The organism is Psychrobacter okhotskensis (assembly GCF_013248965.1).
In the GTDB taxonomy this organism is placed as follows: domain Bacteria; phylum Pseudomonadota; class Gammaproteobacteria; order Pseudomonadales; family Moraxellaceae; genus Psychrobacter; species Psychrobacter okhotskensis.
This window is the reverse complement of the sequence record NZ_JABRVQ010000028.1, coordinates 18,125-42,677: the sequence shown is the minus strand read 5'-3', so window position 1 is coordinate 42,677 and position 24,553 is coordinate 18,125. Positions and strand designations below refer to the sequence as shown.

At 43.7% G+C, this 24,553-nt stretch carries 19 protein-coding genes and 1 tRNA gene; 9 read left to right on the top strand and 11 right to left on the bottom strand.

The features are described 5' to 3' along the window. Window positions 1-148: 148 nt before the first annotated feature. On the bottom strand, window positions 149-1,648 hold the full coding sequence (gene putP / locus HQR03_RS12380; protein WP_173240352.1) for a sodium/proline symporter PutP: 1,500 nt from the start codon (window positions 1,646-1,648) through the stop codon (window positions 149-151). A gap of 518 nt (window positions 1,649-2,166) precedes the next feature. Continuing rightward, window positions 2,167-3,039 (bottom strand): LysR family transcriptional regulator, encoded by an 873-nt coding sequence (locus HQR03_RS12375; RefSeq protein ID WP_025651392.1) that lies wholly within the window; start codon window positions 3,037-3,039, stop codon window positions 2,167-2,169. 512 nt (window positions 3,040-3,551) lie between these two features. Here HQR03_RS12375 and leuC point away from each other — a divergent pair. From leuC to HQR03_RS12345, 6 genes are all read left to right on the top strand, one after another. Next, window positions 3,552-4,970, top strand: coding sequence for a 3-isopropylmalate dehydratase large subunit (gene leuC, locus HQR03_RS12370; RefSeq protein WP_173240351.1), 1,419 nt, complete (start codon window positions 3,552-3,554; stop codon window positions 4,968-4,970). 74 nt (window positions 4,971-5,044) lie between these two features. Continuing rightward, on the top strand, window positions 5,045-5,458 hold the full coding sequence (locus HQR03_RS12365) for a hypothetical protein (RefSeq protein ID WP_173240350.1): 414 nt from the start codon (window positions 5,045-5,047) through the stop codon (window positions 5,456-5,458). 46 nt (window positions 5,459-5,504) lie between these two features. Next, complete coding sequence (leuD, locus tag HQR03_RS12360; RefSeq protein WP_101210889.1) at window positions 5,505-6,155, top strand: 3-isopropylmalate dehydratase small subunit; 651 nt, start codon at window positions 5,505-5,507, stop codon at window positions 6,153-6,155. Between the two features lie 126 nt (window positions 6,156-6,281). Then, window positions 6,282-6,998, top strand: coding sequence for a hypothetical protein (locus tag HQR03_RS12355; protein WP_025651389.1), 717 nt, complete (start codon window positions 6,282-6,284; stop codon window positions 6,996-6,998). Between the two features lie 197 nt (window positions 6,999-7,195). Further along, complete coding sequence (gene leuB, locus HQR03_RS12350) at window positions 7,196-8,299, top strand: 3-isopropylmalate dehydrogenase (RefSeq protein WP_025651388.1); 1,104 nt, start codon at window positions 7,196-7,198, stop codon at window positions 8,297-8,299. 458 nt (window positions 8,300-8,757) lie between these two features. After that, complete coding sequence (locus tag HQR03_RS12345) at window positions 8,758-10,029, top strand: L,D-transpeptidase family protein (RefSeq protein WP_101210886.1); 1,272 nt, start codon at window positions 8,758-8,760, stop codon at window positions 10,027-10,029. A gap of 403 nt (window positions 10,030-10,432) precedes the next feature. On the opposite strand, the gene infA is transcribed toward HQR03_RS12345, so the two are convergent. From infA to dinB, 7 genes are all read right to left on the bottom strand, one after another. Next, complete coding sequence (infA, locus tag HQR03_RS12340) at window positions 10,433-10,654, bottom strand: translation initiation factor IF-1 (protein WP_010199824.1); 222 nt, start codon at window positions 10,652-10,654, stop codon at window positions 10,433-10,435. Window positions 10,655-10,775: 121 nt separating this feature from the next. Continuing rightward, a complete protein-coding gene (truA, locus tag HQR03_RS12335) occupies window positions 10,776-11,615 on the bottom strand; it encodes a tRNA pseudouridine(38-40) synthase TruA (protein ID WP_173240349.1) in 840 nt (279 codons plus the stop codon). 44 nt (window positions 11,616-11,659) lie between these two features. After that, window positions 11,660-12,745: an asparaginase gene (locus tag HQR03_RS12330; protein WP_244952029.1), complete on the bottom strand. Its 1,086-nt coding sequence runs from the start codon at window positions 12,743-12,745 to the stop codon at window positions 11,660-11,662. A gap of 176 nt (window positions 12,746-12,921) precedes the next feature. Next, on the bottom strand, window positions 12,922-14,577 hold the full coding sequence (locus tag HQR03_RS12325; protein ID WP_173240347.1) for a FimV/HubP family polar landmark protein: 1,656 nt from the start codon (window positions 14,575-14,577) through the stop codon (window positions 12,922-12,924). 58 nt (window positions 14,578-14,635) lie between these two features. Further along, complete coding sequence (locus HQR03_RS12320) at window positions 14,636-16,570, bottom strand: type IV pilus assembly protein FimV (RefSeq protein ID WP_173240346.1); 1,935 nt, start codon at window positions 16,568-16,570, stop codon at window positions 14,636-14,638. Window positions 16,571-16,706: 136 nt separating this feature from the next. Continuing rightward, window positions 16,707-17,909, bottom strand: a complete 1,203-nt coding sequence (queA, locus tag HQR03_RS12315; protein ID WP_101210882.1) for a tRNA preQ1(34) S-adenosylmethionine ribosyltransferase-isomerase QueA — start codon at window positions 17,907-17,909, stop codon at window positions 16,707-16,709. Between the two features lie 452 nt (window positions 17,910-18,361). Then, window positions 18,362-19,447 (bottom strand): DNA polymerase IV, encoded by a 1,086-nt coding sequence (gene dinB, locus HQR03_RS12310; protein WP_101210894.1) that lies wholly within the window; start codon window positions 19,445-19,447, stop codon window positions 18,362-18,364. A gap of 496 nt (window positions 19,448-19,943) precedes the next feature. On the opposite strand from dinB, the gene HQR03_RS12305 reads away from it, so the two are divergent. Further along, a complete protein-coding gene (locus HQR03_RS12305) occupies window positions 19,944-20,189 on the top strand; it encodes a hypothetical protein (RefSeq protein ID WP_101210881.1) in 246 nt (81 codons plus the stop codon). A 67-nt stretch (window positions 20,190-20,256) separates the two neighbouring features. Here HQR03_RS12305 and HQR03_RS12300 read toward each other — a convergent pair. Both HQR03_RS12300 and HQR03_RS12295 read right to left on the bottom strand, forming a co-directional pair. Then, window positions 20,257-20,342 (bottom strand) — tRNA-Leu (locus tag HQR03_RS12300). A gap of 139 nt (window positions 20,343-20,481) precedes the next feature. Further along, window positions 20,482-21,255: a ferredoxin--NADP reductase gene (locus HQR03_RS12295; protein WP_025650828.1), complete on the bottom strand. Its 774-nt coding sequence runs from the start codon at window positions 21,253-21,255 to the stop codon at window positions 20,482-20,484. A 463-nt stretch (window positions 21,256-21,718) separates the two neighbouring features. On the opposite strand from HQR03_RS12295, the gene HQR03_RS12290 reads away from it, so the two are divergent. Together HQR03_RS12290 and tfpB are read left to right on the top strand one after the other, a co-directional pair. Beyond that, a complete protein-coding gene (locus HQR03_RS12290; protein ID WP_173240353.1) occupies window positions 21,719-22,621 on the top strand; it encodes a tRNA (N6-threonylcarbamoyladenosine(37)-N6)-methyltransferase TrmO in 903 nt (300 codons plus the stop codon). 104 nt (window positions 22,622-22,725) lie between these two features. Further along, window positions 22,726-24,513: a type IV pilus assembly ATPase TfpB gene (gene tfpB / locus HQR03_RS12285; RefSeq protein ID WP_173240345.1), complete on the top strand. Its 1,788-nt coding sequence runs from the start codon at window positions 22,726-22,728 to the stop codon at window positions 24,511-24,513. Window positions 24,514-24,553: the final 40 nt, after the last annotated feature.

The following is a 24,553-nucleotide window of genomic DNA, read 5'->3' as shown; positions in this document are numbered from 1 at the left end:
ACCGCTACTATGTCCTTGACGATAGTATGCTATGACTTTGATCTTAAAGTCTATGTCGTATTTCATAAAATAACCCCCAGAAGTTGTGTCCAACTTATGGGGGTCAGTTCAAAAAGATGCGGTTTTTTATAGCGATAGAATGGTTGACTTACTTATTGAGATTCATTTCCATCTCTTTAAACTTCGCAGTAACTGAAGGTTTTGGACCGCCAGTCATCATACTAACCGCGAAGATAGCAATGGTACTTAACACAAAGCCTGGAACAATGGCATATAACCAGTCGTTAAGCGCCATACCATTGTACTGGAATGGACCGTAGACCCATAGGATAACAGTTAAGGCACCGATTATCATACCAGCGACCGCGCCGTTGCGGTTCATACCGCGCCAGATCAGGCTGAAGATAACCAAGGGTCCGAATGCTGCCCCAAATCCTGCCCAAGCGTTAGAAACTAAGTTCAATACTGAGCTGTCGGGGTCAGAGGCGAGCAAGATAGATACGATAGCTACGGCTACAACCGAGATACGACCGACCAATACTTGGCGGGCTTCAGGAGCATCTCTATCAAAGAATAGCTTATAGACATCTTTAGTCAGCGAGCTTGATACCACCAATAGTTGCGAGGAGATGGTACTCATGATCGCGGCTAAAATAGCGGCTAATAAGAACCCTGAAACCAGCGGTGTAAATAAAAACTGTGTAAAGACTAAGAAAATAGTCTCAGGATCATCCAAGGTCATTGCGGTTTTTTGTACATAAGCACGACCAGCAAAACCCGTCATTAAAGAACCAATTAAGCTGATAACCATCCAGCTCATACCGATGTTACGTGCCGTTGGGACGTCTTTGACCGAACGTATCGCCATAAAACGAACAATGATATGCGGCTGACCGAAATAACCTAAGCCCCACGCCAGTAATGAGATAATACCAAAGATAGTCATGCCACTAGTGACATTTAATAAACTTGGATCAATGTTTCTAACGGCTTCAGTCGTTGCTGATATACCGCCAAGATCGGTGAAGGCTACGACAGGTACGATCACCATTGCAAATAACATGATGACACCTTGTACAAAGTCAGTCATCGATACCGCTAAGAAACCACCAAATAAGGTATAGGCAACGACGACACCAGCAGTCACCCAAAGACCCGTACTATATGATAAGTTGAGCGAGCTTTCGAAGAGTTTACCACCACCTACTAGACTTGCGGCGGTATAAACGGTAAAAAATAAGATGATAACGATTGCTGATATGACCCGCAACATGTGCGACTTATCTTCAAAGCGGTTGGCGAAATAGTCCGGTAAGGTAATGGCGTTGTCAGCGACTTCGGTATAAACGCGAAGGCGCGGTGCCACAATGATATAGTTCAGTAAGGCACCGAGTGTCAAACCAAGTGCGATCCACATACTTACGACGCCATCGGCATACATATAGCCTGGTAGGCCAAGGAGCAACCAACCTGACATGTCCGACGCCCCTGCTGATAATGCAGTGACTGCGGGACCTAAATTACGTCCTCCTAACATATAGCCTTCGGTATCATTGGCTTGCTTAAAATAAGCGTAAACGCCAATCCCAATCATCACTAAGAAGTAGGCGCCCAACGATATCAGCACGCCACTAGAAATCCCATTCATATAAACTGTCCTTAACCAACGTTGTTGGCTGTAATTATTTTTAACTATATAAAATTAAGTCTCACAAGATGATGTTCGCAAACAATATCTAAAGACAAAAAAAGCCATTAAGTAGGACATAATGGCTTTCGACTTTTAGTCAGTATTTTCTGTTAGTTTTATATGATTGATACTGTTTTAAGAATAATATTCATAAAATAGTGATTAGAGGACAACAAGTATTGCTTCGTCGAAATCTTGTCTATAGCCCTTATCTGCTAATTTTTCACAAATGCTACTCACTTATAAAATCAATCATTTAAAACCATTAAACCTACTGTTTACCATCATATATTACTCTAAGCCTTCAATATATGACTATCAGTGCTATTATGGTAAATTTATGTTATAAAAAAGCCACACGTATTATAACGTATGGCTGTTTAAAATGCGAACGGCTGACCTAGAGTTATAAATTAATGACCTTTATAAAGCCCGCTAATTTTAGAAATAACTATTTAACATCTATAAAAAATTATTTAATCAATAGGAGCAAGCAAGTCTAACAATGCGGTTACGCTGCTTGATTGGGTAAGCTTTGGATTAATAACCACCCCCAAATAACGCTGCAATTCAATATTATCCGCCATATCTATACGTTCTAAATCTTGACTGACCATCGTTTGCGGCAGTACTGACCAGCCAAGTCCCACAGAGACCAACATCCGGATAGATTCTAGCGGGTTGGTACTCATCGTCGCGTATGGTTTTAGATTGTGCTTGGCAAATTCCGCTAAGGTGATCTGACTGGTAAAAGTATTGGCAGAGGGCAAGATAGCAGGGTAGCGCGCCAATTGCTCGAGCGTCACATTAGATTTGGTCGCTAAAGGCGATAAAGTGCCGGTCATAAAATAGAGCGGATCTGACCATAAGGTATGATAGGTCAAACGCTTATCGTAGACGGGCGGCAAGGTTAAAAATGCGAGTGATAAATCGCCATCGAGCACGGCCTTATGCGCGGTTTCTGAATCGACAAAATGCACTTCTAGTTGTACCGCAGGATAGGCTTGAATAAAATGCTTGAGCACAGGAGCAAGGTGGTGCAAGCCGATATGGTGGCTGGTGCCAATAACGAGTTTACCCGACACAATATGCTTTGAATGCTGGAGGTTTATTTTAAAGTTTTCATAATCTTCAAGCCAACGTTTGGCGTGCGGCAACATTTCACTGGCGGCTTGAGTCGGTACAATACCGCGCCCGACTGTATCAAATAAGGTGATGTTAAATTCATCTTCTAAGTTTTTGATGCGCTTACTGACCGCAGGCTGAGTGATAAACAGCTTTTCTGCTGCGCCTGAGATGCTGCCTGTGTGCATAACAGTGACGAATGTCGTCAAATTCGTGGTATTCAAACCGGTTTCCTTAGCTACGTAACGAGCTATAAATAAAAGTTGGCTAGCCTAATTATAATGAATTAGAAATAAAAGTTTGCGACTATGCAAAAATCATCAATTATTATTATAGGATTAGCCTGCTATAATCACAAGACATCAAGACGTATTATGACATATTTATTATATTAACTTGGTAATTGACCGTATAACGCCTATATTGATGACCAATTTTATTGATTTACCCAAAAACCCCTCAAGTAGTATTGATATAGTTGCGTGAGGGACCAATTTAATAGACAGTGCTTTTTAATGGCTTTCCATAAAAAGTGCCTTTGAAGAACAGGTTTGATAAATAGTCTTGATAAACAGTAAATTGAATTTAAAAGACGGCGGTAATACAATGCCACGTTATCGATAGAGTGATTGATTAGACAAGTATGACAATTAGATAAAAGCCTCTAAAACCTAGCTCGCTGTGGTGTGAGCAGGCGCATAGAGTCAGTAATTAGCAACTAATAAAGGATAGCAACATGGCCGGTCAAACGTTATATGACAAACTTTGGAATGCTCACGAAGTCACCAAGCGTGATGACGGTTCGAGCCTGATTTATATCGACCGCCATCTATTGCATGAAGTGACGAGTCCGCAAGCATTTGAAGGTCTGGAGCTGGCCAATAGAGCGCCATGGCGTCTGTCGGCTAACATCGCTAGTCCCGATCATAATGTACCAACGGTGACCAAAGAGCGTTTAGAAGGCGTGCCTGGTATTAAGGATAAGGTGTCGCGCTTACAAGTACTCACCTTGGATGACAATTGCGCGAAGTTTGATATCGCTGAATTTACCATTAATGATGCGCGTCAAGGTATCTTGCACGTGGTCGGTCCTGAACAGGGTTTGGTATTGCCAGGTATGACGGTGGTTTGTGGTGATTCACATACTGCCACCCATGGCGCACTTGGCTGCTTGGCACACGGTATCGGTACCTCAGAAGTTGAGCATGTATTGGCGACTCAGTGCTTGATTCAAAAGAAATCCAAAAACATGCAGATTCGAGTCACTGGCAAATTGGGTGCTGGCGTGACATCAAAAGATGTGGTACTTGCTATTATCGCCAAAATTGGCACCGCTGGCGGCACGGGGCATGCCATTGAATTTGCTGGACAAGTCTTTGAAGACATGAGCATGGAAGGTCGCATGACCGTCTGTAACATGGCCATCGAAGCAGGTGCACGCGTGGGTATGGTCGCAGTTGATGATACGACTATCGATTACGTCAAAGGTCGTCCTTATGCGCCAACCGCTGAGCAGTGGGAGCAAGCAGAAGCTTACTGGCGCACTTTATACTCAGATGCTGATGCCGTATTTGATACTATTATTGAGATTGATGGTAGCGAGATTGCGCCTCAGGTTTCTTGGGGTACGTCACCTGAAATGGTCGTCGATATCACGCAGTCGGTACCGACACCTGAGCAAGCCGTGGATGAAGCGCAAGAAGAAGGCTGGTTGCGCGCTTATACCTATATGGGTCTAACAGCAGGGCAAAAAATCACTGATATCCAATTGGATCGTATCTTCATTGGTTCGTGTACCAACTCGCGTATCGAAGATTTGCGTGATGCCGCCGCTGTTATCAAGGGTCGTAAGGTGGCGGACAATATTAAAGAAGCCATTGTCGTGGCGGGTTCTGGGCAAGTGAAGTTGCAGGCTGAAGCAGAAGGCTTAGATGCTTTGTTCACGGAAGCGGGTTTTGAGTGGCGCGAGCCGGGCTGCTCGATGTGCCTTGCGATGAATGCAGATAAGCTTGAGCCGCAAGAGCATTGTGCCTCGACGTCTAATCGTAACTTTGAGGGTCGTCAGGGTAATGGCGGTCGTACGCATTTGGTCAGTCCAGCAATGGCAGCAGCGGCAGCATTAGCGGGTCACTTTGTAGATGTACGGACGTTTTAATTTAGAACGGCTGAGAGAACAGAGATGAAAATACTGCTCTTTTTTTTTGCATACTGGGTAGCTCTCAGCTAGCGATGGCTCGTGATTACTGTAATGGAAGATTTGCCTATTGTGTCGATGTGCCAAATCAATTGCAATGGTTGCCTGAAGCAGATAATGGTGACGGTCGTCATTTTAAGTTGCCCAACTCCAATGCCGATGTTTTGGTCTTTGGCAGTAATACACCAAGTGTCTTCTTTTATACAGATAGTGATTATCTGAAAGAAAAGCAGCATCGATATAAAACAGGCATGACAGTTACTTATGAGCGGTTAAAAGATAAAACCTATACAGTAAGTGGTTATAGAGAGGATGGTCAAGTTTTCTATCATGTTATTAAGGTTAATAATGGTCAGGAAGTAGTATTACATCTGAACTATCCTGAGAGTGAAAAAACTAAAATGACAAGTATTGTTAAACAAATGGCACGCTCTTTTAAGCTTCATTAAGCAGCTAGAAAATTTACGTTAGTAATCGATATTTTAAGGAAAAACCATGCAAGCTTATAACACCCAAACCGGTATCGTTTGCCCACTCGATCGCGCGAACGTCGATACCGACCAAATTATCGCCAAACAATTTTTAAAATCCATTAAACGTACGGGCTTTGGCGTCAATTTATTTGATGATTGGCGTTATCTCGACGAAGGTTATCCGGGTCAAGATAACAGCACTCGTGTAATTAACCCAGATTTTGTCTTAAATAAGCCCCGTTATCAAGGCGCTACTATATTGCTGGCACGCAGAAACTTTGGTTGTGGCTCGAGCCGTGAGCATGCACCTTGGGCACTTTCAGAATATGGCTTTCGTACTATCATTGCCCCAAGCTTTGCCGATATCTTTTATAATAACTGCTTTAAAAATGGCATGCTGCCAATCGTCTTGGATGAAGCCATTGTTGATACCTTAATGAAAGCAACGCTTGCCAATGAAGGCTATGAGTTGACCGCCGACCTCGAGCGTCAAGTGGTTATTACCCCAAGCGGTGAAGAGTATGCTTTTGAGGTCGATGAGTTTCGTAAGCATTGCTTGCTAAATGGTCTTGATGATATCGGTCTTACTTTGCAGCAAAGCGATGCGATTAAAGACTATGAGCATAAAATGATGCAAAAAACGCCTTGGATATTTAATGACGTTAGAGCATAGAGCGTGACTGATAGACCAGTGGCTATAAAAAACCGATGAACAATAGTAATGCAGCGTTGAGTTATGCTGATGAACTGGCTAGAATGAAGGGTAACTTATCTTCCATATTAAATAGTAGCCGTCATTATGAATAAACAACGTTATGCTGTCTGGACAAGTATGGCTGTCGCTGCAAGTTTATTGTTAACAGGCTGTCAATCATTGACGGGCTATAAACAAATAGACAAGGCAGATAGTGCTAAGGTGCGAGCAGGGAACATCCAACCTGTTGCGGGTGAGGTGAATATTTCTTGCCTAGGTACTTATCATTGTGAAATTGTGCAGATTGACAAAACTTTAGTCATTGCTCCGGATACCCACGAGCCGGTCAGTCCTGACATGCTGGTTACCATGCCCGTTATCGAAGGCGATAAGTCGGCACAAGAACAGATGAGTATTGATATGGCACCGCTGCTGAATAATAATGCGGTCAAAATCGTTCCACTGTCTAAATCTGGTATGCCAGGATTGACCAATTACTACGCACGGGTCAAACCTGCAAAACGCGAAGTACAGGTTAATTTCTATCCAGAAAATAACGTCGGCTATGTTGAGCGTTTTGCGATTATTCATGATTTCGTCGAACCAGGCACTTATCAGTTGCGAGCTTATCAAAAAAAATCTAGTGACAATTCAGGCAGTCTGTTAGACACAGCATCACCCGAGCCTTTATGCATCGAGCTGTCGCAAGATAAAAGTTTGCAGCGTCGATTCTGTAAGCAGTTGGGCGCTGAGCATCAAGGAGAGTTTGTAGAGACCAGCATTGTTGAGCAAAAATCTACGCAAGCAAAAACGGTGGCTTGATAGTGATGGCTAGCCTCTCGATTTGATTATTTTGCAACATTTAGCTAAATAAGAAACAACGACCTCTTTAGTACTGACTACCATTGATAATGGTGGTCTATTATTGCATTTGTCGCTAGAGGTCGGTTTTGTATAAAGCGGCAATACAGCTTTAGCACTACCAATCAATAAAAAACTATTTACCCAAAAGGATCTGTATGGCAACGATTTTAACATTAGCGGGCGATGGTATCGGCCCTGAGATCATGACTCAAGCGGTTGATGTGCTCGAAGCGGTTAATAAGAAATTTGCGTTAGGTTTGACCCTTGAATCTGGATTAATTGGTGGTGTGGCGTTTGATGCCACGGGTGAACCATTGCCAGAAGAAACGCTACAACGTGCGCGTGCAGCAGATGCGGTGTTATTGGGTGCGGTGGGTGGTCCTAAGTGGGATGGTATTGAGCGTAGCAAACGTCCTGAGCGTGGTTTACTTAAAATTCGTAGTGAGCTGGGTTTATTTGCCAATCTGCGCGTAGCCAAACTTTATCCGCAGCTTGTTAATGCCTCAAGTATCAAGCCTGAGATTATCTCAGGTCTGGATCTACTGATTGTCCGTGAATTGACGGGCGGTATTTATTTCGGTGAGCCACGCGGTATCCGAACCTTAGAGAACGGCGAGCAACAAGGCTATAACACCATGGTGTATAGCACCAGTGAGATTCAGCGTATCGGTAAGGTTGCTTTTGAATTGGCAAAAACACGCGCACAGGCTGCAGGTACGCCAGCCAAGGTTTGCTCAATCGATAAAGCCAATGTCTTAGAAGTCACTGAGCTGTGGAAGCAGACGATGATTGAGATGCAGCAAGCGGATTATAATGACGTAGCGTTATCGCATATGTATGCTGACAATGCTTGTATGCAGCTGATTAAAGATCCTAAGCAGTTTGATGTCATGGTGACGGGCAACATGTTCGGCGATATCTTGTCTGATGAAGCCGCTATGTTAACGGGCTCTATCGGTATGCTACCGTCTGCCAGTCTTGATGCTGCCGGTAAGGGTATGTATGAGCCGTGTCATGGTTCAGCGCCCGATATTGCTGGCCAAGACAAAGCCAATCCCTTGGCAACGATATTGTCTGTGGCGATGATGCTACGCTATACCTTTAAACAAGAACAAGCTGCACAAGCGATTGAGCAAGCGGTCAGTGAAGTGCTCGATGATGGCTTACGTACCCTTGATATCTTGGACAGCACTGAGGCAGGCTTGAAGCAAGTAGGCTGTCAAGAAATGGGTCAAGCAGTATTGGCTAAACTGGTATAAATAAACTGCGCTAATAGCTTCTTTACAATATATTTTAATCGTCTGATTTTTCTACTAAAACCCATAAATTGCTCAGCAGTTTATGGGTTTTTTATGCGCCGACGATTCGACATTACTGATGAGAACAATTCAGTCGTAAAATTCAGGATGCGGCACTTACAATACTGATCAGGCAGGCGTTGCATTAACATAGACACCGTAGGATAAGGCGTTTAGTAACACAAAGCCGTTATATGCTCACAACGGAATATGGCAATATTGGTAACTTCCAAATAAGCAGTAATAATGTTATTCCTCCAAAGACTGCTCATTAGCAATGTAAACGATAGATGTAAATAGTGGGTAAGAATAATAAGTACTAATAACGAAATTTCTAGAGCGTGTCCTCATTTTTAGCCTATTTATTTCAGATTGAGGACACGCTTTAATAAAACAAAAAATAATTTTAGGAGCATTACATGTATCAATTGACAAAAATAAGCACTGCGTTATTGGCGATTGGTTTATCAACCACTGTTTTCATAGGTCAAAGCGTAGCAGCAACCACTGAAAATATGACAGCGACCGATGAAAGCACGGCAGCAACCCCTGAAGATACGCAGGCAACCAATGAGACTACGACGACGAATACTGCTAATGTCCCTAACCAAGTCGCCACCAACAGAGATATCATCAACGGAGCTATTCCCAACAAACCTAACCCGAACATGCTTGGTAAGGCCGTGAGAGATGATGCTACTGATATGAGTCCAGTGACCAATGGGGTTAGCCAAAAGCTGACGGGCAACAGTAAGACCGCCGTATCGCTGAATAAATTTTTACCCACGATTAAGTACAGTACAGAAAATCTGCCAGCGACTGCTCAAAAAGTGAATGCAGCCAATTGGCAGGCGGGGGCAGATATCGATCGTAATACGGGCACAAAGTTGCAAGCATTATTAAATTGGCAGCACAGCGGCGTTGGTCCTGTGGATGGCTATTGGGGTAAAAACACCCGTAAAGCCATGCAAGCGTTCCAAAAAGCCAAGGGCTTGACGGTCACAGAGACATTAAATAACGAAACGTGGCAAGCATTAACCAAAAACGACAAACTGCTGGCGCAACCCGTATTGGTCAGCTATCAGTTGAGCGAGGCGGATGTCAATATCAAAACCACGACCATTCCAGCAGCAGCAAAAGAAAAAGCAAAGCTCGAGGGGATGTATTACGAAAGCGTGATAGAAGGACTGGCGGAAAAATTCCATATCAGTGAAAAGTATCTTAAAGCGCTTAATCCCAATGCCAGTTTTAGTGCTGGCGAAACCATCATCGTCTACAATCCGGGTAATCCGAACACCAAGGCTGTCAGCCGCGTGGTCGCTGATAGAACGACTGAAACGCTCTACGCTTACGATGCGCAAGACAATTTGGTCGCCAGCTATCCAACCACCGTAGGCAGCACGGCAACGCCATCGCCCACAGGCACGCACACCGTAGCAGTCAAGGTGCATGAGCCTAATTATACTTATACTGCTGATGATGGTAGTAAGGCGATTATTCCACCTGGCCCTAACAACCCTGTAGGAATGGTATGGATTGGACTAAGCAAGCCCTCGTATGGTATCCACGGTTCGCCAGACCCTGCTCGTATCAGTCGCCAAGCCTCGGCAGGTTGCGTACGTTTGACCAACTGGGACGCGTTAGCGCTGCTAGGCGTCATTCAAAATGGGGCAACCGTAACATTTAAATAACGGTTCAGTATTAGGGCGTGTCTTCAATTCAAGCGCTTGTATCTATATGGGCTAAAAATGGCTAAATTTTGCCAAACATCGTCAAATAGCTGATTAATATCCCAATATTATTTGCGCTATTTTCCTCGTTTGACGGCAATTTATCTCATTTTTATGAGCATTTTTAAAATGAGGACACGTCCTAGTAAATCTTAAAAGCCAGACAAAAAAATACCGCTGTTGAATAGCGGTATTTTTTTATGATAAAAACCAATAACTAGCATATGATAGGCAATAATGAGTAGGTTAGCAATATCATTATTATTATCCGTTAAACCACCCAAGAATTTATATCAGTGCAAACCGTTTATTAATAAAACGTCTCGATACAAATGCCGTTATAACCATTCTAGGAAATAATAATTTAGTTTTTGCCACGATAAGTGATACGACCTTTAGATAAATCATAAGGTGTCATTTCGACCTTCACTTTATCACCGGTCAAGATACGAATGTAATGCTTGCGCATCTTACCTGAGATGTGTGCAATGATTTCGTGTCCGTTTTCTAAACGAACTTTAAACAATGTATTTGGAAGGGTGTCAATGACTTCGCCTTCAAATTCAATAATCTCGTCTTTTGCCATAATTTGTATCAATCAATTAAAAATAAGCCGATATTATACGTAAGTTTGCTGATTAAAGCAATACAGCCCTAGGTTTTTACTTGACAGTCTGTAACTGTTATGTATGTCCATTGATGTTCATTCAGTCGGGCAAATTTAGCCAAATGGGCGTTAAAGGGGCGTTAGGTAATAGCTGCTGAAAGCGTTCAGGATAGTAGGCGTTAATAAAATACAAGCCATCACCAGAGGCGGTAGGCGGTGCAATGGTACGGTCTTTTTTGGCTAAAATATTTAAAAAATCGCTTGGCTCTAAGTCATGTCTCCCAATAGCATATAATGTGCCCATCAGGTTACGCACCATGTGATGCAAAAAACCATCTGCTTGGATATCAAAAACAATGAACTGACCATGAGCAAATAACCTAGCATGGCTAACGGTACGTACCGGCTGATTAGACTGACAAGCCGCCGCGCGGTAGCTGCTAAAATCGTGAGTACCGACGATATCGGCAGCCGCCAATTGCATCGCCGCCAAGTCGAGTGGCTCATAGATATGCGTTACTTGATGATTTAAAATAGCAGGGCGCTGTGCTTGATTTAGGGTAATATAACGATAACGGCGGGCAATGGCACCGAAACGCGCATGGAAGTCCGCTGGCATCGGTTGAATCCAGCGCAGGGCGATGTCATCAGGCAACAAGCTATTGACGCCGCGCAACCAGTTTTGCGTAGGCCGATAAGCACGGGTAGTAAAATGGGCAATCATATTGCTGGCATGCACACTGGCATCGGTACGACCAGCGGCGATCACTTCTACTGGTTCATTGGCGACCTTACTGATGGCAGTCTCTAGCGCTTGTTGGACACCGAGCACTTCTCGTTGACGTTGCCAGCCATGGTAATGAGTACCCAAAAACTCAACCGCAATCGCTAAGGTATAAATGGGTGAATCATCAGACGCTATATGCTTAATCTCAGTCATGGTGTGTTCAAAATATATACAGTTGAGTAGGAGGTAGTGGTCTGTTAGCGTTTTTTAATGGTTGTACCAGCTTGGGTGACATTATTCAGCCAGCGCTGTCGACGCCTTGCAGGACTGTCATAGCGCAGCAGCAGCCATAATAAGCGAGCATAAATAGCGGGGATCGTTAAGCGCCCGCCGGCTATTACATGATAATCATACTGCCAACTACCAGCAGCGTAACTATTGCTCACCCCGCCAAAGGGCGATTGGCTGGCACAGATCACCATGTGGCCGCGCTCATAAGCCAGTTGTAGAGCAGCTGCCAGCGCGTCCGAATAGGGGACATTGCCTGCGCCAAATCCTAGTAGCATAATGCCAGAGGGTGGCTGCGACAATAATGCTTGTAGCTGATTGCTCATCACCTCGGTGTCATTAGGCAAACAGTATAAAGCATGGATGCGCACCTGCTCAGCGCGACCTTGAATAGCATCAATTATATCGTATTGGTCATCAAGCCAATGCTGTCGCCGCGTGTCTGGTAATGCTCTTATATAACTATTGGCAGGATAAGCGGCTCGAGAATGTCCGGTAAATGCCATTAGATCATGACTGTGTATCTTTTGCACCGTTTGTGCTGGCCATGACTCACCACCAAAGCAAATTTTAATGCCTGATTCGCCAGCCGCTGCGAGTTTTAAGGCGTCAGTCAGATTGTCCCATGCGTCACTATTGGCATCGACACTATAGTCATGCAACACTTCACTGTCTAGTAACGGGCGCATACTGCCAGTCACAACGATACTAATATCGCTACTGGCGAACGCTTCTGCTAAAAACGCCCCTAAATAACTTAAGGTGTCAGTACCAGTGATTAAGACAAAGCGTCTGTTACCTTGTGCATAGGCGCTTAATAGGAGTGTATAAAAATGTACAAAGTTGCTGGGAGTCAGTTGGCTGCTGTCTTTAATTAATGCATTGTCAAGCCATGAAATCTTAGGTAGATGGCTCGCATTATCTTGCTTAGCCAGCAGTTGTTGCAATGTAGGCAAAAATATTTCAGCAGATAAAGGTGCTAAGGGTCGTCCGTAGCTACCAAAAGTACCACCAGCATAAATGAGGTGAATAGGGTCGGATAGGTTTTTTGTCATAACAGAGGATGGCATAGTATGGACGCAGTCAATGAATGTGAAAAAAAGAGAGGAAAGCTTAGGAATGATAGGTAGTATGATAATAGATATTATAAAGGTTAAATGCAAAAAAAATCAGCAAGTATTTATTCTAAATGATATAGAAAATACTTGCTGATATGAGAAGAGGTTATTGACTATGCGGTGCGGTCGAGTAGCACTTGAGCTTGCTGCTGCTGTTCGCTAGTACCTTGAGTGATGACTTCATTTAGCAAACGTTTGGCACTATCATATTCACCCAACTGTAAGTATTGACCAGCTAGATCTAAAGTGACTTGATTGCTATCCAAGGTTTTAACAAAGTCAAAGTCTGCGGCGAAACGTGAAGAGAAGTCTTCAGTTATTTCGACCTGATTGTCAGTAACAATCTCACTGTCTAGCGCGCTTAAGTCAGGTTCAGCTTCAACGGGTGTCGCTGCCGTTGGTGCATCTGCTAGCGAGTCAAAGTCAAAATCATCACCTATCAAAGTATTGTCATCGAACATCAATGGCATAGTAGGTGTAATGCTAGACTCTTTACGAGTATTTTCTACGTTATTATCATCGAGCTGAAACTCTTCAGAACTATTGTCTTCAAAGATGCTGTCTTCAAAGCTGTCACTTTCAAGGTCATTGTCTTTAAAGTTGTTCTCTTCAAGGACAAAATCACCAAGATCATTATCTTCCACAAGAGCAGGTTGTTCACTCTCTAAGACATCATCGGTAGGCAGTGATTCATCGATGTCATCTAACGATAAGGTAAGGTCATCTTCGCTATTTTGAGGTGCATCTATAGTGGCTTCATTAGTCGCTTGCTCAGCATCTGCATCCACAGCAGTCTCTAAGTCTGCAAAATCTAAGACAAAGTCTTCATCTTCTAGCGTGATGTCTTCAGACGCGCTATCAATAACAGCGGCATTGACAGAAGGCTCGGTATTATTATCGGCTTGTGCAGGCACATCAAGGCCAAAGTCGAAGTCGCTGATATCATCGTCTTGAATAGTAGGCGTAGCATTGCTAGCGTCTAGAGCCAGATTTTCTTCTTCAGCGATATCGACCTGACTGACCGGCATAATACTAGTAGCAGTTGGCTCGTCAACATCATCTTCTAAGTCACTAAGTGTTAGCTCAAAGGTGTCATCGACGTTTTCAGTGGTAGCGCTGACATCATTAAAATCATCAGATACTGCGGGTTTTTCAGTAGGCGTATCAAGTAAAGAAATCGCACTATCTTCGGCAGAAACAGTATCTTGGACAGTAGGTGTATTATTGACTTGGCTGGCAGGTAAGTCAAAATCTAAACTTTCAAAGTCAGTATTTTGAGTATCTTGCGCCGCGACTGCATGTTGTGCTACTTGATTCTGCTCTTCAACCAGCAAGGCTTTTAGTTCGTCAGCTTGTGCAATGCTTTTTGCATCACTATGACTTTTGATACCGTCATAAACTCTATAAAAGTCATCTGTTTGATTGATGGTCGCGTATATACCCAGCAGCTTAAGTGATAGCTGGCTGTCATTGGGTTTTTCTATGAGACCACGATTGAGGGTTTCGATGGCTTTGTCGTAGCGCTGTTGATCGATAAAACGCTGAGCAACCGACAGATTATCAAACTTGCCTTCGTTACTCGCGTTTTGCTGCGTAGGACGATGCTGATTGGCTCCAGAAGTGGTTGCTGGGGCATTGGCTGCCAAGTTTTTACCAGCCTGTATAGGCGCGCGTGCCGATGGTTTTTGCGCTTTATTTTTGCGCATTACCAAGACAGCTATTAGTAAAATAAGCACCAGTCCGGCGATGATATATAGCATATTGTCCATAGTTACTCCCACGCCTACGATCACTGTTTGCAGTACACTGCGCTGATCAGTCAGGCAATTATTGATTGCGTAATTTTTTGAGACGAGCTTGAAGCTCCGCCAGTTTTTGGTTTTGTAATTGCAGTTTTCTAGTATAGCTGTCGAGTGTACTGTTGGTTTTTGACAGGCGCTGCGCTTGTGACGCCGCTTTCTGCCTAGAGGCTTTGAGCGTCGCTAAAGTTTCTGTACTGAGACCATTACCCGTGGTGGTTGCTGCTTTGGCTTGAGTCCCATCGGCGTTGCCATTTTTATTGGCATCGTGACCGGGCGCGAGTACAGAAAAGCGCGCTGTTGGCAATGTCTGAGTGTTAGTAATGGCTGGCTTCTCAGGATTTTTGGCTGCTTGAGTTGTCTTAGATGGTTGCTCAGGCGCTGTCTTAGGCATTATTTTTGCCGCTGGTTTTGCTGCCGCTATTTCCTTACCGCTAGGGGTGTTTGCGCTCATTCGATATTGTCTTTGAGCATCAATAGCCGCTTCTAGATTTTGCTGTGATGGCACAACCTCATAGTTGGGTAAGCTCAGCTTAGCGTCTGCTTTGAGTTGATCTGCGTCTTTATTGATAAAAGCATTCGGGTTTTGGGCCTGAATCTGTTTCATGACCGTTTGAACGTCTAGATTGTTTTTCTGAGCAACCTGCTGGGCAATGACCCACAAACTATCGTTACGCTGTACTTGATAGTCAACTGGCGTGCTACTAGCGTTGTTAGTTCCTGTACCATTTGTAGCTGCGACATTGCTATTTACTGTTGGCGTAGCTGAAGCAATCTCGCTAGAGGGGATATGGCTTGGCGCTGTAGTAATAGCGTTGCTAGTATTTGCCGCGGGTATAGCTGCAGCGTTTGCAGCATTAGCGTTTGCAACATTGTTACTTGGTAGCGGCGATGTAGACGAGTTGACCATGATGCCATTATTGCTCTTATTACTAGGCTGTATCTGTCTTGTGATTTGAATATTCAGAATATCGAACTGTTTGTCAGTGATTTCAGCCGTCGTCTCATTATTTACCGCGACATTGTTAGCCATTACTTTATTAGCGATTACTTTGTTTTCGGTAGAATTGTTAGCTGCCTTGACTATAGCGCTGGTATCGTTACCACTAGCAGCCGTTGTCATAACGCTGTTGTCAGTATTTGCACGACCATTGTCCAAATGACTGACCGACTCACGGCTATTATCATTAGCGCCAACCAAAGCAACGCTATCATTGATACTAAAACTGCCATTCAAACGGCCATTATCCAAGCGGCTAGGGGCATAAACAGGGCTATTGCTTTGTAGCGTAGACGCAGTATTTTCCGGCAAGTTTGGCGTAACTGTCGGGGCTTGAATAGAGGTTTGAGCAGTGCGCACAGGCATTTTAGCCGCTGACAATGTTGTTGCAGTTGCTTTTGTTAATTCTGTTGCTTTAGGTGTTGATATCAGTGGTGGCGGCGCACCTCTTCTAACCGTCAACGGTTTGGCATTGGTGGCTGACATGACAGGTAAATTAGGTTTTTTTGCCCCTGTCACGATGTTTTTGGCGGCTTTAATCGGTACGCTCTCATCAAGAGGCATGAGTAATGTCTTAGGAATGACATTACGTTGACCCCCGTCATTAATGGCTAAGACCACATCGGCAAAAGGCTTAGAGACGGGCTGCGTGGTATTGATCAAAACCTGACCGCTGGTCGCTGATGTTGGTCTAAAGCTAACCGTCATCGAATCTGTTGGCGTCAGCCCCATTTGTTGATAAATAACAGGATTGGCCAAGCTGGCTGAAAAGTCGGCGGCTTTAATATCAGTGACCACAATGCTGGCAGTCAAGGGTTCGTGCTGTGCAGAGGTGACAACAGTCTTACCGATCGTTGCTGCTTGCGCGCTAGAAGATATAGCCACATAGCCTATGGAATAAAGTAACGCCATCGACACCGCACAATTTACAGTAGTCAAGCGATGAGATAAATGACAAGACATGTGCAGCCCTTAGAATGTGAGTTACCTGTGCTGTTATAACAAAATACGGTTTAGTTTACCAGTTTATTTCATAGACGTTGTTTTTTAGTAGCTACTGTACAGTAATGCTGACTGATAATATTTTAAGTAAAGAGTATTATTTCACTTTTTTATCAAGGAGCATCGCATCGCCATAGCTAAAAAAGCGATATTCAGCTTGGATAGCATGTTGATACGCTTGTTCGATAGCGCCCTTACCTGAAAATGCTGATACAAGCATCAATAGTGTGGACTTGGGCAAGTGAAAATTCGTCAGCAGTCGGTCTATGACGCCAAACTTAAAGCCAGGATATATAAAAATATCGGTGTCGCCTGACCAGCTAGAAAGCGCGTTGCCGTCAACTGCCGTTTTTTGATACGCAGTTTCAAGGACACGCGTCACCGTTGTACCAATAGCGATGACTTGCTTGCCATTCGCATGGGTTTGATTAATAAGATCGGCGGTTGGTTGTGGCAGATGTGCGTATTCGCTGTGCATGGTGTGGTTGAGTAAGTTATCCGTTTTAACAGGAGCAAAAGTACCCGCGCCAACGTGCAAGGTAACAAACGCTGTATGAATGCCTTTTGCCGAAAGCTTATTTAATACCGTTTCATCAAAATGTAGGCTGGCTGTGGGTGCGGCGACGCTGGCAAGCTTGGCTGGATCATGAAAGACCGTTTGATAACGCGTATTGTCTGTGTCATCAGCATGACGCTCAAAGTAGGGTGGAATGGGCAACTCACCATAAAGCTCTAAATGAGGGAGAATAGACGCATCAAAGGCTAAAATAAACAAATTGTCTTGCCGACCAATCATTACGCAGCCCATATGACCCTCAGCGAGCGTTAATCGCTGCCCCAGTTTTGGCGCTTTACTGGCTTTGACATGGCAAAGGGCCACATGCTCTCTAATAACTGGTTGCTCGTCCGTCGTCACTAAGTGCAGAGTCGCTATATCCAAATCCGAGAGTTCAATCAAACGCTCAATCAATACCTCCACCTTGCCGCCGGTATCCTTTTGACCAAACAAGCGCGCTTTCATAACTTTGGTATCGTTAAATATGATCAAATCGCCCGCATTTAATAAATCAGGTAATTGCGCAAATAAACGATCCTCTACTGGACTGACCTTATCATTACTGTCGGCAGGCAGGTATAACAATTTTGAGGCTGAACGCTCTGACAACGGGTAACGAGCAATCAAGCTATCTGGCAGCTCATAATCGTAATCATCTACGCTCAAATAGTTTAAGCTATCATTGTTTCCATCAATATGAATGGCAGTATTACTATCGGCAACTACAGGGTGAGAATTGGTCATAATCAGTCTTTGAAAGGATAGAATTTTGGCGTAATTGTAGCAGAAATCAGAATATGAAAGGATAATTACTAAAGAATGACTCAGTATAAAAGTTATTTTGATTACCCAAATAGCCTAAGCATTTTTATCAATCACAATTAATCCTATAGTTGTTCCACCAAAGAAATATTAGGGTCTGTTGAACATTCAAATGTGGCACTGGCAGTGGCTATTTTTTAGACAATACGCAGTGAAATTTTTGACGCCTAGTCATTCTAGGTTAGATAATTTCGCCATGTATTGGCAAAAAATAGCCCTGCCCTGAAAGGCTGATACTAAAATCACCCCAAACGTTGTTGTAAACCTAGCTAAGGTCTCGACATTATCGTCGGTTTACGCCTGATTTGATAAAAGGTTTGGGACGATTTTAGCAATCAGTAGTCCTAATATTTGAATGTTCAACAGACCCTAGGTTATTCAAATAAATTTAACTGTGGTAATAATTGTGTGGCAGGGGTCAATGAAGAATAAGTCACCCCAACCAGCCTAATAGGCAGCTCGCGTGGAATGTCTAAAAACAGCTTATCTAACCAGTAGTGAGCATCTATAGCATTCACAAATGCAGTCGATAAGGTGTGTGAGCGCGTAATTTGAGTAAAGTCTGCGTATTTGATTTTCAGTGTAATGGTATAAGCAATCAATTGCTTCTTTTGCATTTGTCTAAATGCATCGTCATTTTGCTCGTAGATTTGTGCTTTTAGTTCGTCGTTATTGTTTAGATTGTCTCTAAATGTGGTCTCAGAGCCTACCGATTTATGCGTGCGCTCAGATTTGACAGGGCGCTCATCACGACCATGAGCAATGTCATGATAAAACTGGCCACGCTTACCAAACTCCTGCACCAATATAGCGGCTGGCGTGCGTCGAAGGTCGGCGCCATTGCTCACACCCATCGCATGGAGGCGCTTGGCAGTTGCTTTGCCAATACCATGAAAGCGCTCGATAGGTAGTGTACTAATAAAAGCATCAGCATCAGCTGGGGTGATAATCGCTGTACCGTTAGGCTTATTAATATCAGAAGCAATTTTGGCTAGCATCTTATTAAATGACACGCCTGCAGAGGCTGTTAATCCAGTTTGTTCTAAGATTTGCGCCCGTAACCAATTGGCCATCAAAGTCGCAGAACCTTGCTGGGCTTGCAAACCCGTGACATCGAGATAAGCTTCATCCAAAGATAACGGCTCAATATGCGGTGTCAAGCGGTGCATGATACTGCGGATATCGCTACTGACCGCACGGTAGACATCAAAGCGTGGTCGCACAAATACTACTTCAGGACAGCGTTTGCGCGCCTCGTAACAGGACATCGCCGAGCGCACACCAAATTTACGGACTTCGTAGCTAGCTGCAGCTACCACGCCGCGACCATTTGGGTCACCACCAACTACTAATGGCTTGCCACGTAGCTCAGGAAAATCACGCTGTTCAACACTGGCATAAAAAGCATCCATGTCGATGTGAATAATCTTACGCAAGCTTGGTTTGATAGAAGCAGTCATGACAACTATTTTACCTGATTTGGTGATTATTTTGGTATTGATTGTAGGAGGTGGGAACGAGCTACGATGATATGCTTGAATGAACAGATCTAAGAAAGTAACAGACATAAATAGCTCTGATTTAAACTTCTAGTGAGTTAGTGTGCCTCTATTGATAGGCTTATCTTTATCATCGCATGAAATTTTTCTTAACAGTTATTTTAATAATTATTCTAATAATTGTGCGGTGACTATCTGGTCATCGATAAATTAATACCGTTTATCATAAATAAATGCTTTTTATATTACAGTTTTACTTCTGAAGTTTTACACTAGAATTTCAACAGAAGTAAACGACTGTTGAAAGGACAAAAAATGCCTTATCCGCTTAGTTACTAAAATAATGATAGGTGTTGTTTATAGCTCAGGCCATGCTTTTAGAGCAAGTAATAGCACAAGTCATCATCGTAAAAAGATGTCTTTTTAATGATGATGCAAGACAATTAAGGAGCTGCTGATGAATAACGAATTAAAAGGGAGCGATTTGACAAGAGCAATGCTGACACGTGGTGATAAAGAGATATGGTGTGCAGTTTGTGATAACAGCGATGAGCAAGCAATGATGGATCATTATGGTAATGATTTTACCGCTTATATTGTCTCATTCTATGACGGATATTTTTATTGTAGCAGCGGAACACCTTGGGGTTACGCAGTACCAATCAAAATAAGTGCTGTCATGCAATATGAGGTAGGAATATAAACATAATGACCAATCATGCTGGCACAAAAAAACCTCCAAAATAGGAGGCTTTATTGTTAATAAATAATGGTACCAGTGGTCGGACTCGAACCGACACGCTTTATAGGCAACGGATTTTGAATCCGTCATGTCTACCAATTCCATCACACTGGCATGTTAGGTGATAAAGTCTATTGTGCCAAACCTTATCGAATTGGGCTACAGTGTTTTCTGTATAGGCTGCGTATTATAGCAGCCTATTTTTGAGCGTCAAGAATTATTTATAATAATTGTGCTTTTAATCACATTAATCTTAACCGACAAAGGCGCGCTCAACCGCATAGTCCGCTTGCACGCCCATGCGTGGCGACACAGTGAGACCAAAACCATCTAAAATCTCAGAGACTTCCGCATTGAATGGCATGCTGCCACAGATCATGACACGGTCATCGTCTTTATTCATCGGTGGCAAACCAATATCTTCAAAAAGTTTGCCTGATTTCATTAAGTCGGTAACACGGCCTTGATTTCTAAATTCTTCGCGAGTAACCGTTGGATAGTAGATAAACTTCTCGCGGAACCATTCGCCAAAGATTTCATCGTTGGGTAGCTCATTTTCGAACATGTCACGATACGCCAAATCATCTGCATAACGAACGCCATGCACCAAGATGATTTTATCAAAGCGCTCATAAACCTCAGGGTCACGTGCCAAGGCCAAAAATGGCGCAAGCCCCGTACCAGTGGACAACATATAAAGGTGTTTACCGGGTAGTAGATCGTCTAAGACTAGCGTGCCGGTGGGCTTTTTGCTGACCAATAGCTCATCGCCGACTTTGATATGTTGTAGGCGTGAGGTCAAAGGGCCGTCTTGAACCTTGATAGAAAAGAACTCTAGATGGTCTTCATAGTTAGGGCTAGCAATCGAATAAGCGCGTAGCAGTGGTCTGCCATCGACAGCGAGACCAATCATCGCAAACTCGCCATTGCGAAAGCGTAAGCCATCGTCACGTGTGGTTTTGATGCTAAATAAGGCATCATTCCAATGATGAACCTCTGTAACCGTTTCGGTGCGAAGTTTTGACATAAAGTCCTCGTTAATAAGTCGCTATTTTTATCGTTAAGTGTAAATGAGTATGAAATTAGAATTTTCAATGATAGCTGTTGGACGCTAATCATATATAAGCGGGTAATTATTATTCTTGGATTCAACATTAAAATGACTATAAATGCTCATGCTTTGGAATATTTTTTAGCCAAAAACCAATAATATTGTGAACGTATGAAGCAAGTTACAAAGCATTTTTTTTACATTTATACAAGGAATCGTAGGCTAGTCATAAGGTTTTTGTCCTCATAAGCACTATGTATATTGTATGAATGCAAGCCATTCTCAATAAATTTCACGCTCATAATACCAAACTTTAAAATAAAAATCTGTCTAGCAGCCACGATGTACCATGATAAAATGGAATATCGTTAGTGAGTAATTTTGTATGCTTGAGCCAATTGGCTCGATAAAGACCGTTTGTTATCAGTGGAGTGACCATATGTCTGGCGATAATGCCTTGTTGAATGACCAGCATCGAGCACCAATCATTGGCTACCATCGTGCGCCGCTCTCACAGAAGTTTGGTGCGCCAAGACAACCGAATTTGGTGGCGCTGACTAGTGTAATTGAGATGCTAGCGCCTTACGATACGCCAGCGGCATTCATTGGCTTAGACACTTTTAGCCATATTTGGATCAGCTGGCAGTTTCATCACAACTATTTATATAAAGACAATCAGAATCACAAAAACGAACAGAAACATCAAAACGAACAGGAACATCAAAGCGACCAAGTTGATACCGCAGGTAGCGGTTTTCGACCACAAGTGCGACCGCCAAGGCTTGGCGGTAATCAAAAAATAGGCGTGTTTGCCAGTCGTAGTATGTATCGACCATCCGCTTTGGGATTGTCTGTGGTGAAACTTGAGCGTATTGAGGTGATACAAGGTCGGGTATTAATTATCATCAGCGGTGCTGATATGATAGATGGTACGCCCATTATCGATATCAAACCTTATGTGGCTTATAGTGATGCATTGAGTCATGCAAAAAGTGGTTTTGCGCAAACTGCGCCGCACTTGTTGGATGTGACGATTATCGAGCTGGCTTATGAGCAGTTTTTGCAAATTGTCGCCAATCAAAGTGCGCAAAATGCAGCGGTAGAAAATGCTCAAAATAAGCAATCATCAGTTAAAGCAGTCATTGATAAAACTCAAAAACAGTTAATGATGGCTGATCTAGACACTATCAAAGCCTTAATCGCCCAAGATCCACGTCCTGCCTATCGGCGCACCGAGTTAAATAAGCGTTTTACCATGCGCTATAAGTCTGTTGATGTCAGCTTTCAGCTGATAGAATCGGGACAGTTGCAAATAACGGCCGTTGTAGCAGTGACTTCTTAGCATGAAATTGGCGCACTGTATTTATGCTTTATCAAAGCCATGAAAGTGAAAGCTATAAACTGCTGATTTGTGAAATATTTATTGACCAATAAAAGAAGAAAAATATGTCTGCTCAAAAATATTCGATCGTGATTGATTTACGTTGGTGTCTTGATGAATTACTAGCAGATAGAGTAATTGATCAGCGCGGCTATAATCTGGTGATAACCAGTCGCCGTGATAAGGCGCAGCATCCGCTCCTGACGATTAGTGAGTTTGGGTTGCCTAATGGTCATGCGCTTGATGATCATGCTGAGAATAAGTTAACGATAGCGTGGCTCAATCAATGGCTGGCGGCCAAAGCAGACATGCCACTTGTACGTATTGATCCGCTGAAAGTTGATGTGCCAGCCGTTACGCAGCTGATGTCGTTCGAATATGCGCGCTCGCAGCATATTTTGCCAGTTGAGGTCACGTTAAATGAAGTGGTCATCGGTACCGATCAGCCGTTTTATACAGACTGGCACTCTAATATAGAAAAGTTAATTAAGTCCAAAAGCTATCGTACGGTCTATATCAATCCTGAACAGATCAATCGCTATCGACAGGAGTTTTATCAAGTCACGCAAGCGATTGCTGGGGCAAACTCTCTACATAAGCGTGCGGCGGCTGATGTCACCAATGTCGAGGCGTTGTTACAGCTTGGCGACAATACCAATCCCGATGCCAATGACCAACACATCGTCAGGGTTGTCGATTGGTTGTTGCAGTATGCCTTTGAGCAACGCGCCAGTGATATTCATTTGGAGCCACGTCGCGAGACCGGAAAAGTGCGCTTTCGTATTGATGGCGTATTACACACCGTTTATGAGATGCCGCTGGCGATTATCGTCGCGGTGACAGCACGGATTAAAATCTTGGGCCGTTTAAATGTCGCAGAGAAGCGCAAACCGCAAGACGGCCGGCTAAAAACCCGTACGCCAAAAGGGTTAGAGACTGAGCTACGTCTCTCTACCATGCCGACTGCTTTTGGTGAAAAGCTGGTCATGCGGGTATTTGACCCCGAAGTATTGGTGCGCTCGTTTGCTCAGCTTGGTTTGTCTGGCAAGCAGCTTGAGACATGGCACGAGTTGACCGCGCATCCAAACGGCATTATTTTGGTCACCGGCCCGACCGGTTCAGGTAAAACGACCACTTTATACAGTACGCTTAAGCAGCTAGCCACAGAACAAGTCAACGTCTGCACCATTGAAGATCCTATCGAGATGATTGAGCCCGCTTTTAACCAAATGCAGGTTAATCCGGGTGTTGATTTGCACTTCGCTGACGGCATTCGCTCTTTGATGCGCCAAGACCCAGACATTATTATGGTCGGTGAGATTCGTGATGCTGAGACTGCTAATATGGCCGTGCAAGCATCGCTGACGGGACATTTGGTGCTCTCGACGTTGCATACCAATGATGCACCCAGTTCACTCACTCGCTTGCATGATTTGGGCATTCAGCCGTTTTTGACCTCAGCGACGATATTAGGCGTAATGGCGCAGCGCTTGCTACGTACGTTATGTCCGCATTGTAAAAAAGCAGTCGATGTTACGCCAGACAGTGAAATTGCGATACAGTGGCAAGAGCTGGTACAGCCTTGGCGCGCTGCTGTACCAGCACAAATTTATATAGCGCAGGGTTGTGAGCACTGTCGCCATACCGGCTATCAAGGTCGCGTTGGTCTATATGAGATTATGCCGTTATCGAATGAGCTAAAAAAACTGGTGGCAGCTGATGCCAATTTGGATGTATTGAAACAACAAGCCTACCGTGAAGGCGTACAGCCGCTACGCTTATCGGGTGCGAAGCGTATCAGTGAAGGGGTGACGACCTTAGAAGAGGTGATGCGTGTGGTGCCGTTACATTAATTTTAAATAGCAAAGTTTGGCATGGTAAAACTAGCCTTAT

What these genes read in the sequence shown, in the direction of transcription:
- putP (WP_173240352.1), bottom strand. Translation starts at nt 1,648, where the DNA reads ATGAATGGGATTTCTAGTGGCGTGCTGATATCGTTGGGCGCCTACTTC.
- leuC (WP_173240351.1), top strand. Translation starts at nt 3,552, where the DNA reads ATGGCCGGTCAAACGTTATATGACAAACTTTGGAATGCTCACGAAGTC.
- HQR03_RS12365 (WP_173240350.1), top strand. Translation starts at nt 5,045, where the DNA reads ATGGCTCGTGATTACTGTAATGGAAGATTTGCCTATTGTGTCGATGTG.
- leuD (WP_101210889.1), top strand. Translation starts at nt 5,505, where the DNA reads ATGCAAGCTTATAACACCCAAACCGGTATCGTTTGCCCACTCGATCGC.
- HQR03_RS12355 (WP_025651389.1), top strand. Translation starts at nt 6,282, where the DNA reads ATGAATAAACAACGTTATGCTGTCTGGACAAGTATGGCTGTCGCTGCA.
- leuB (WP_025651388.1), top strand. Translation starts at nt 7,196, where the DNA reads ATGGCAACGATTTTAACATTAGCGGGCGATGGTATCGGCCCTGAGATC.
- HQR03_RS12345 (WP_101210886.1), top strand. Translation starts at nt 8,758, where the DNA reads ATGTATCAATTGACAAAAATAAGCACTGCGTTATTGGCGATTGGTTTA.
- infA (WP_010199824.1), bottom strand. Translation starts at nt 10,654, where the DNA reads ATGGCAAAAGACGAGATTATTGAATTTGAAGGCGAAGTCATTGACACC.
- truA (WP_173240349.1), bottom strand. Translation starts at nt 11,615, where the DNA reads ATGACTGAGATTAAGCATATAGCGTCTGATGATTCACCCATTTATACC.
- HQR03_RS12330 (WP_244952029.1), bottom strand. Translation starts at nt 12,745, where the DNA reads ATGACAAAAAACCTATCCGACCCTATTCACCTCATTTATGCTGGTGGT.
- HQR03_RS12325 (WP_173240347.1), bottom strand. Translation starts at nt 14,577, where the DNA reads ATGGACAATATGCTATATATCATCGCCGGACTGGTGCTTATTTTACTA.
- HQR03_RS12320 (WP_173240346.1), bottom strand. Translation starts at nt 16,570, where the DNA reads ATGTCTTGTCATTTATCTCATCGCTTGACTACTGTAAATTGTGCGGTG.
- queA (WP_101210882.1), bottom strand. Translation starts at nt 17,909, where the DNA reads ATGACCAATTCTCACCCTGTAGTTGCCGATAGTAATACTGCCATTCAT.
- dinB (WP_101210894.1), bottom strand. Translation starts at nt 19,447, where the DNA reads ATGACTGCTTCTATCAAACCAAGCTTGCGTAAGATTATTCACATCGAC.
- HQR03_RS12305 (WP_101210881.1), top strand. Translation starts at nt 19,944, where the DNA reads ATGAATAACGAATTAAAAGGGAGCGATTTGACAAGAGCAATGCTGACA.
- HQR03_RS12295 (WP_025650828.1), bottom strand. Translation starts at nt 21,255, where the DNA reads ATGTCAAAACTTCGCACCGAAACGGTTACAGAGGTTCATCATTGGAAT.
- HQR03_RS12290 (WP_173240353.1), top strand. Translation starts at nt 21,719, where the DNA reads ATGTCTGGCGATAATGCCTTGTTGAATGACCAGCATCGAGCACCAATC.
- tfpB (WP_173240345.1), top strand. Translation starts at nt 22,726, where the DNA reads ATGTCTGCTCAAAAATATTCGATCGTGATTGATTTACGTTGGTGTCTT.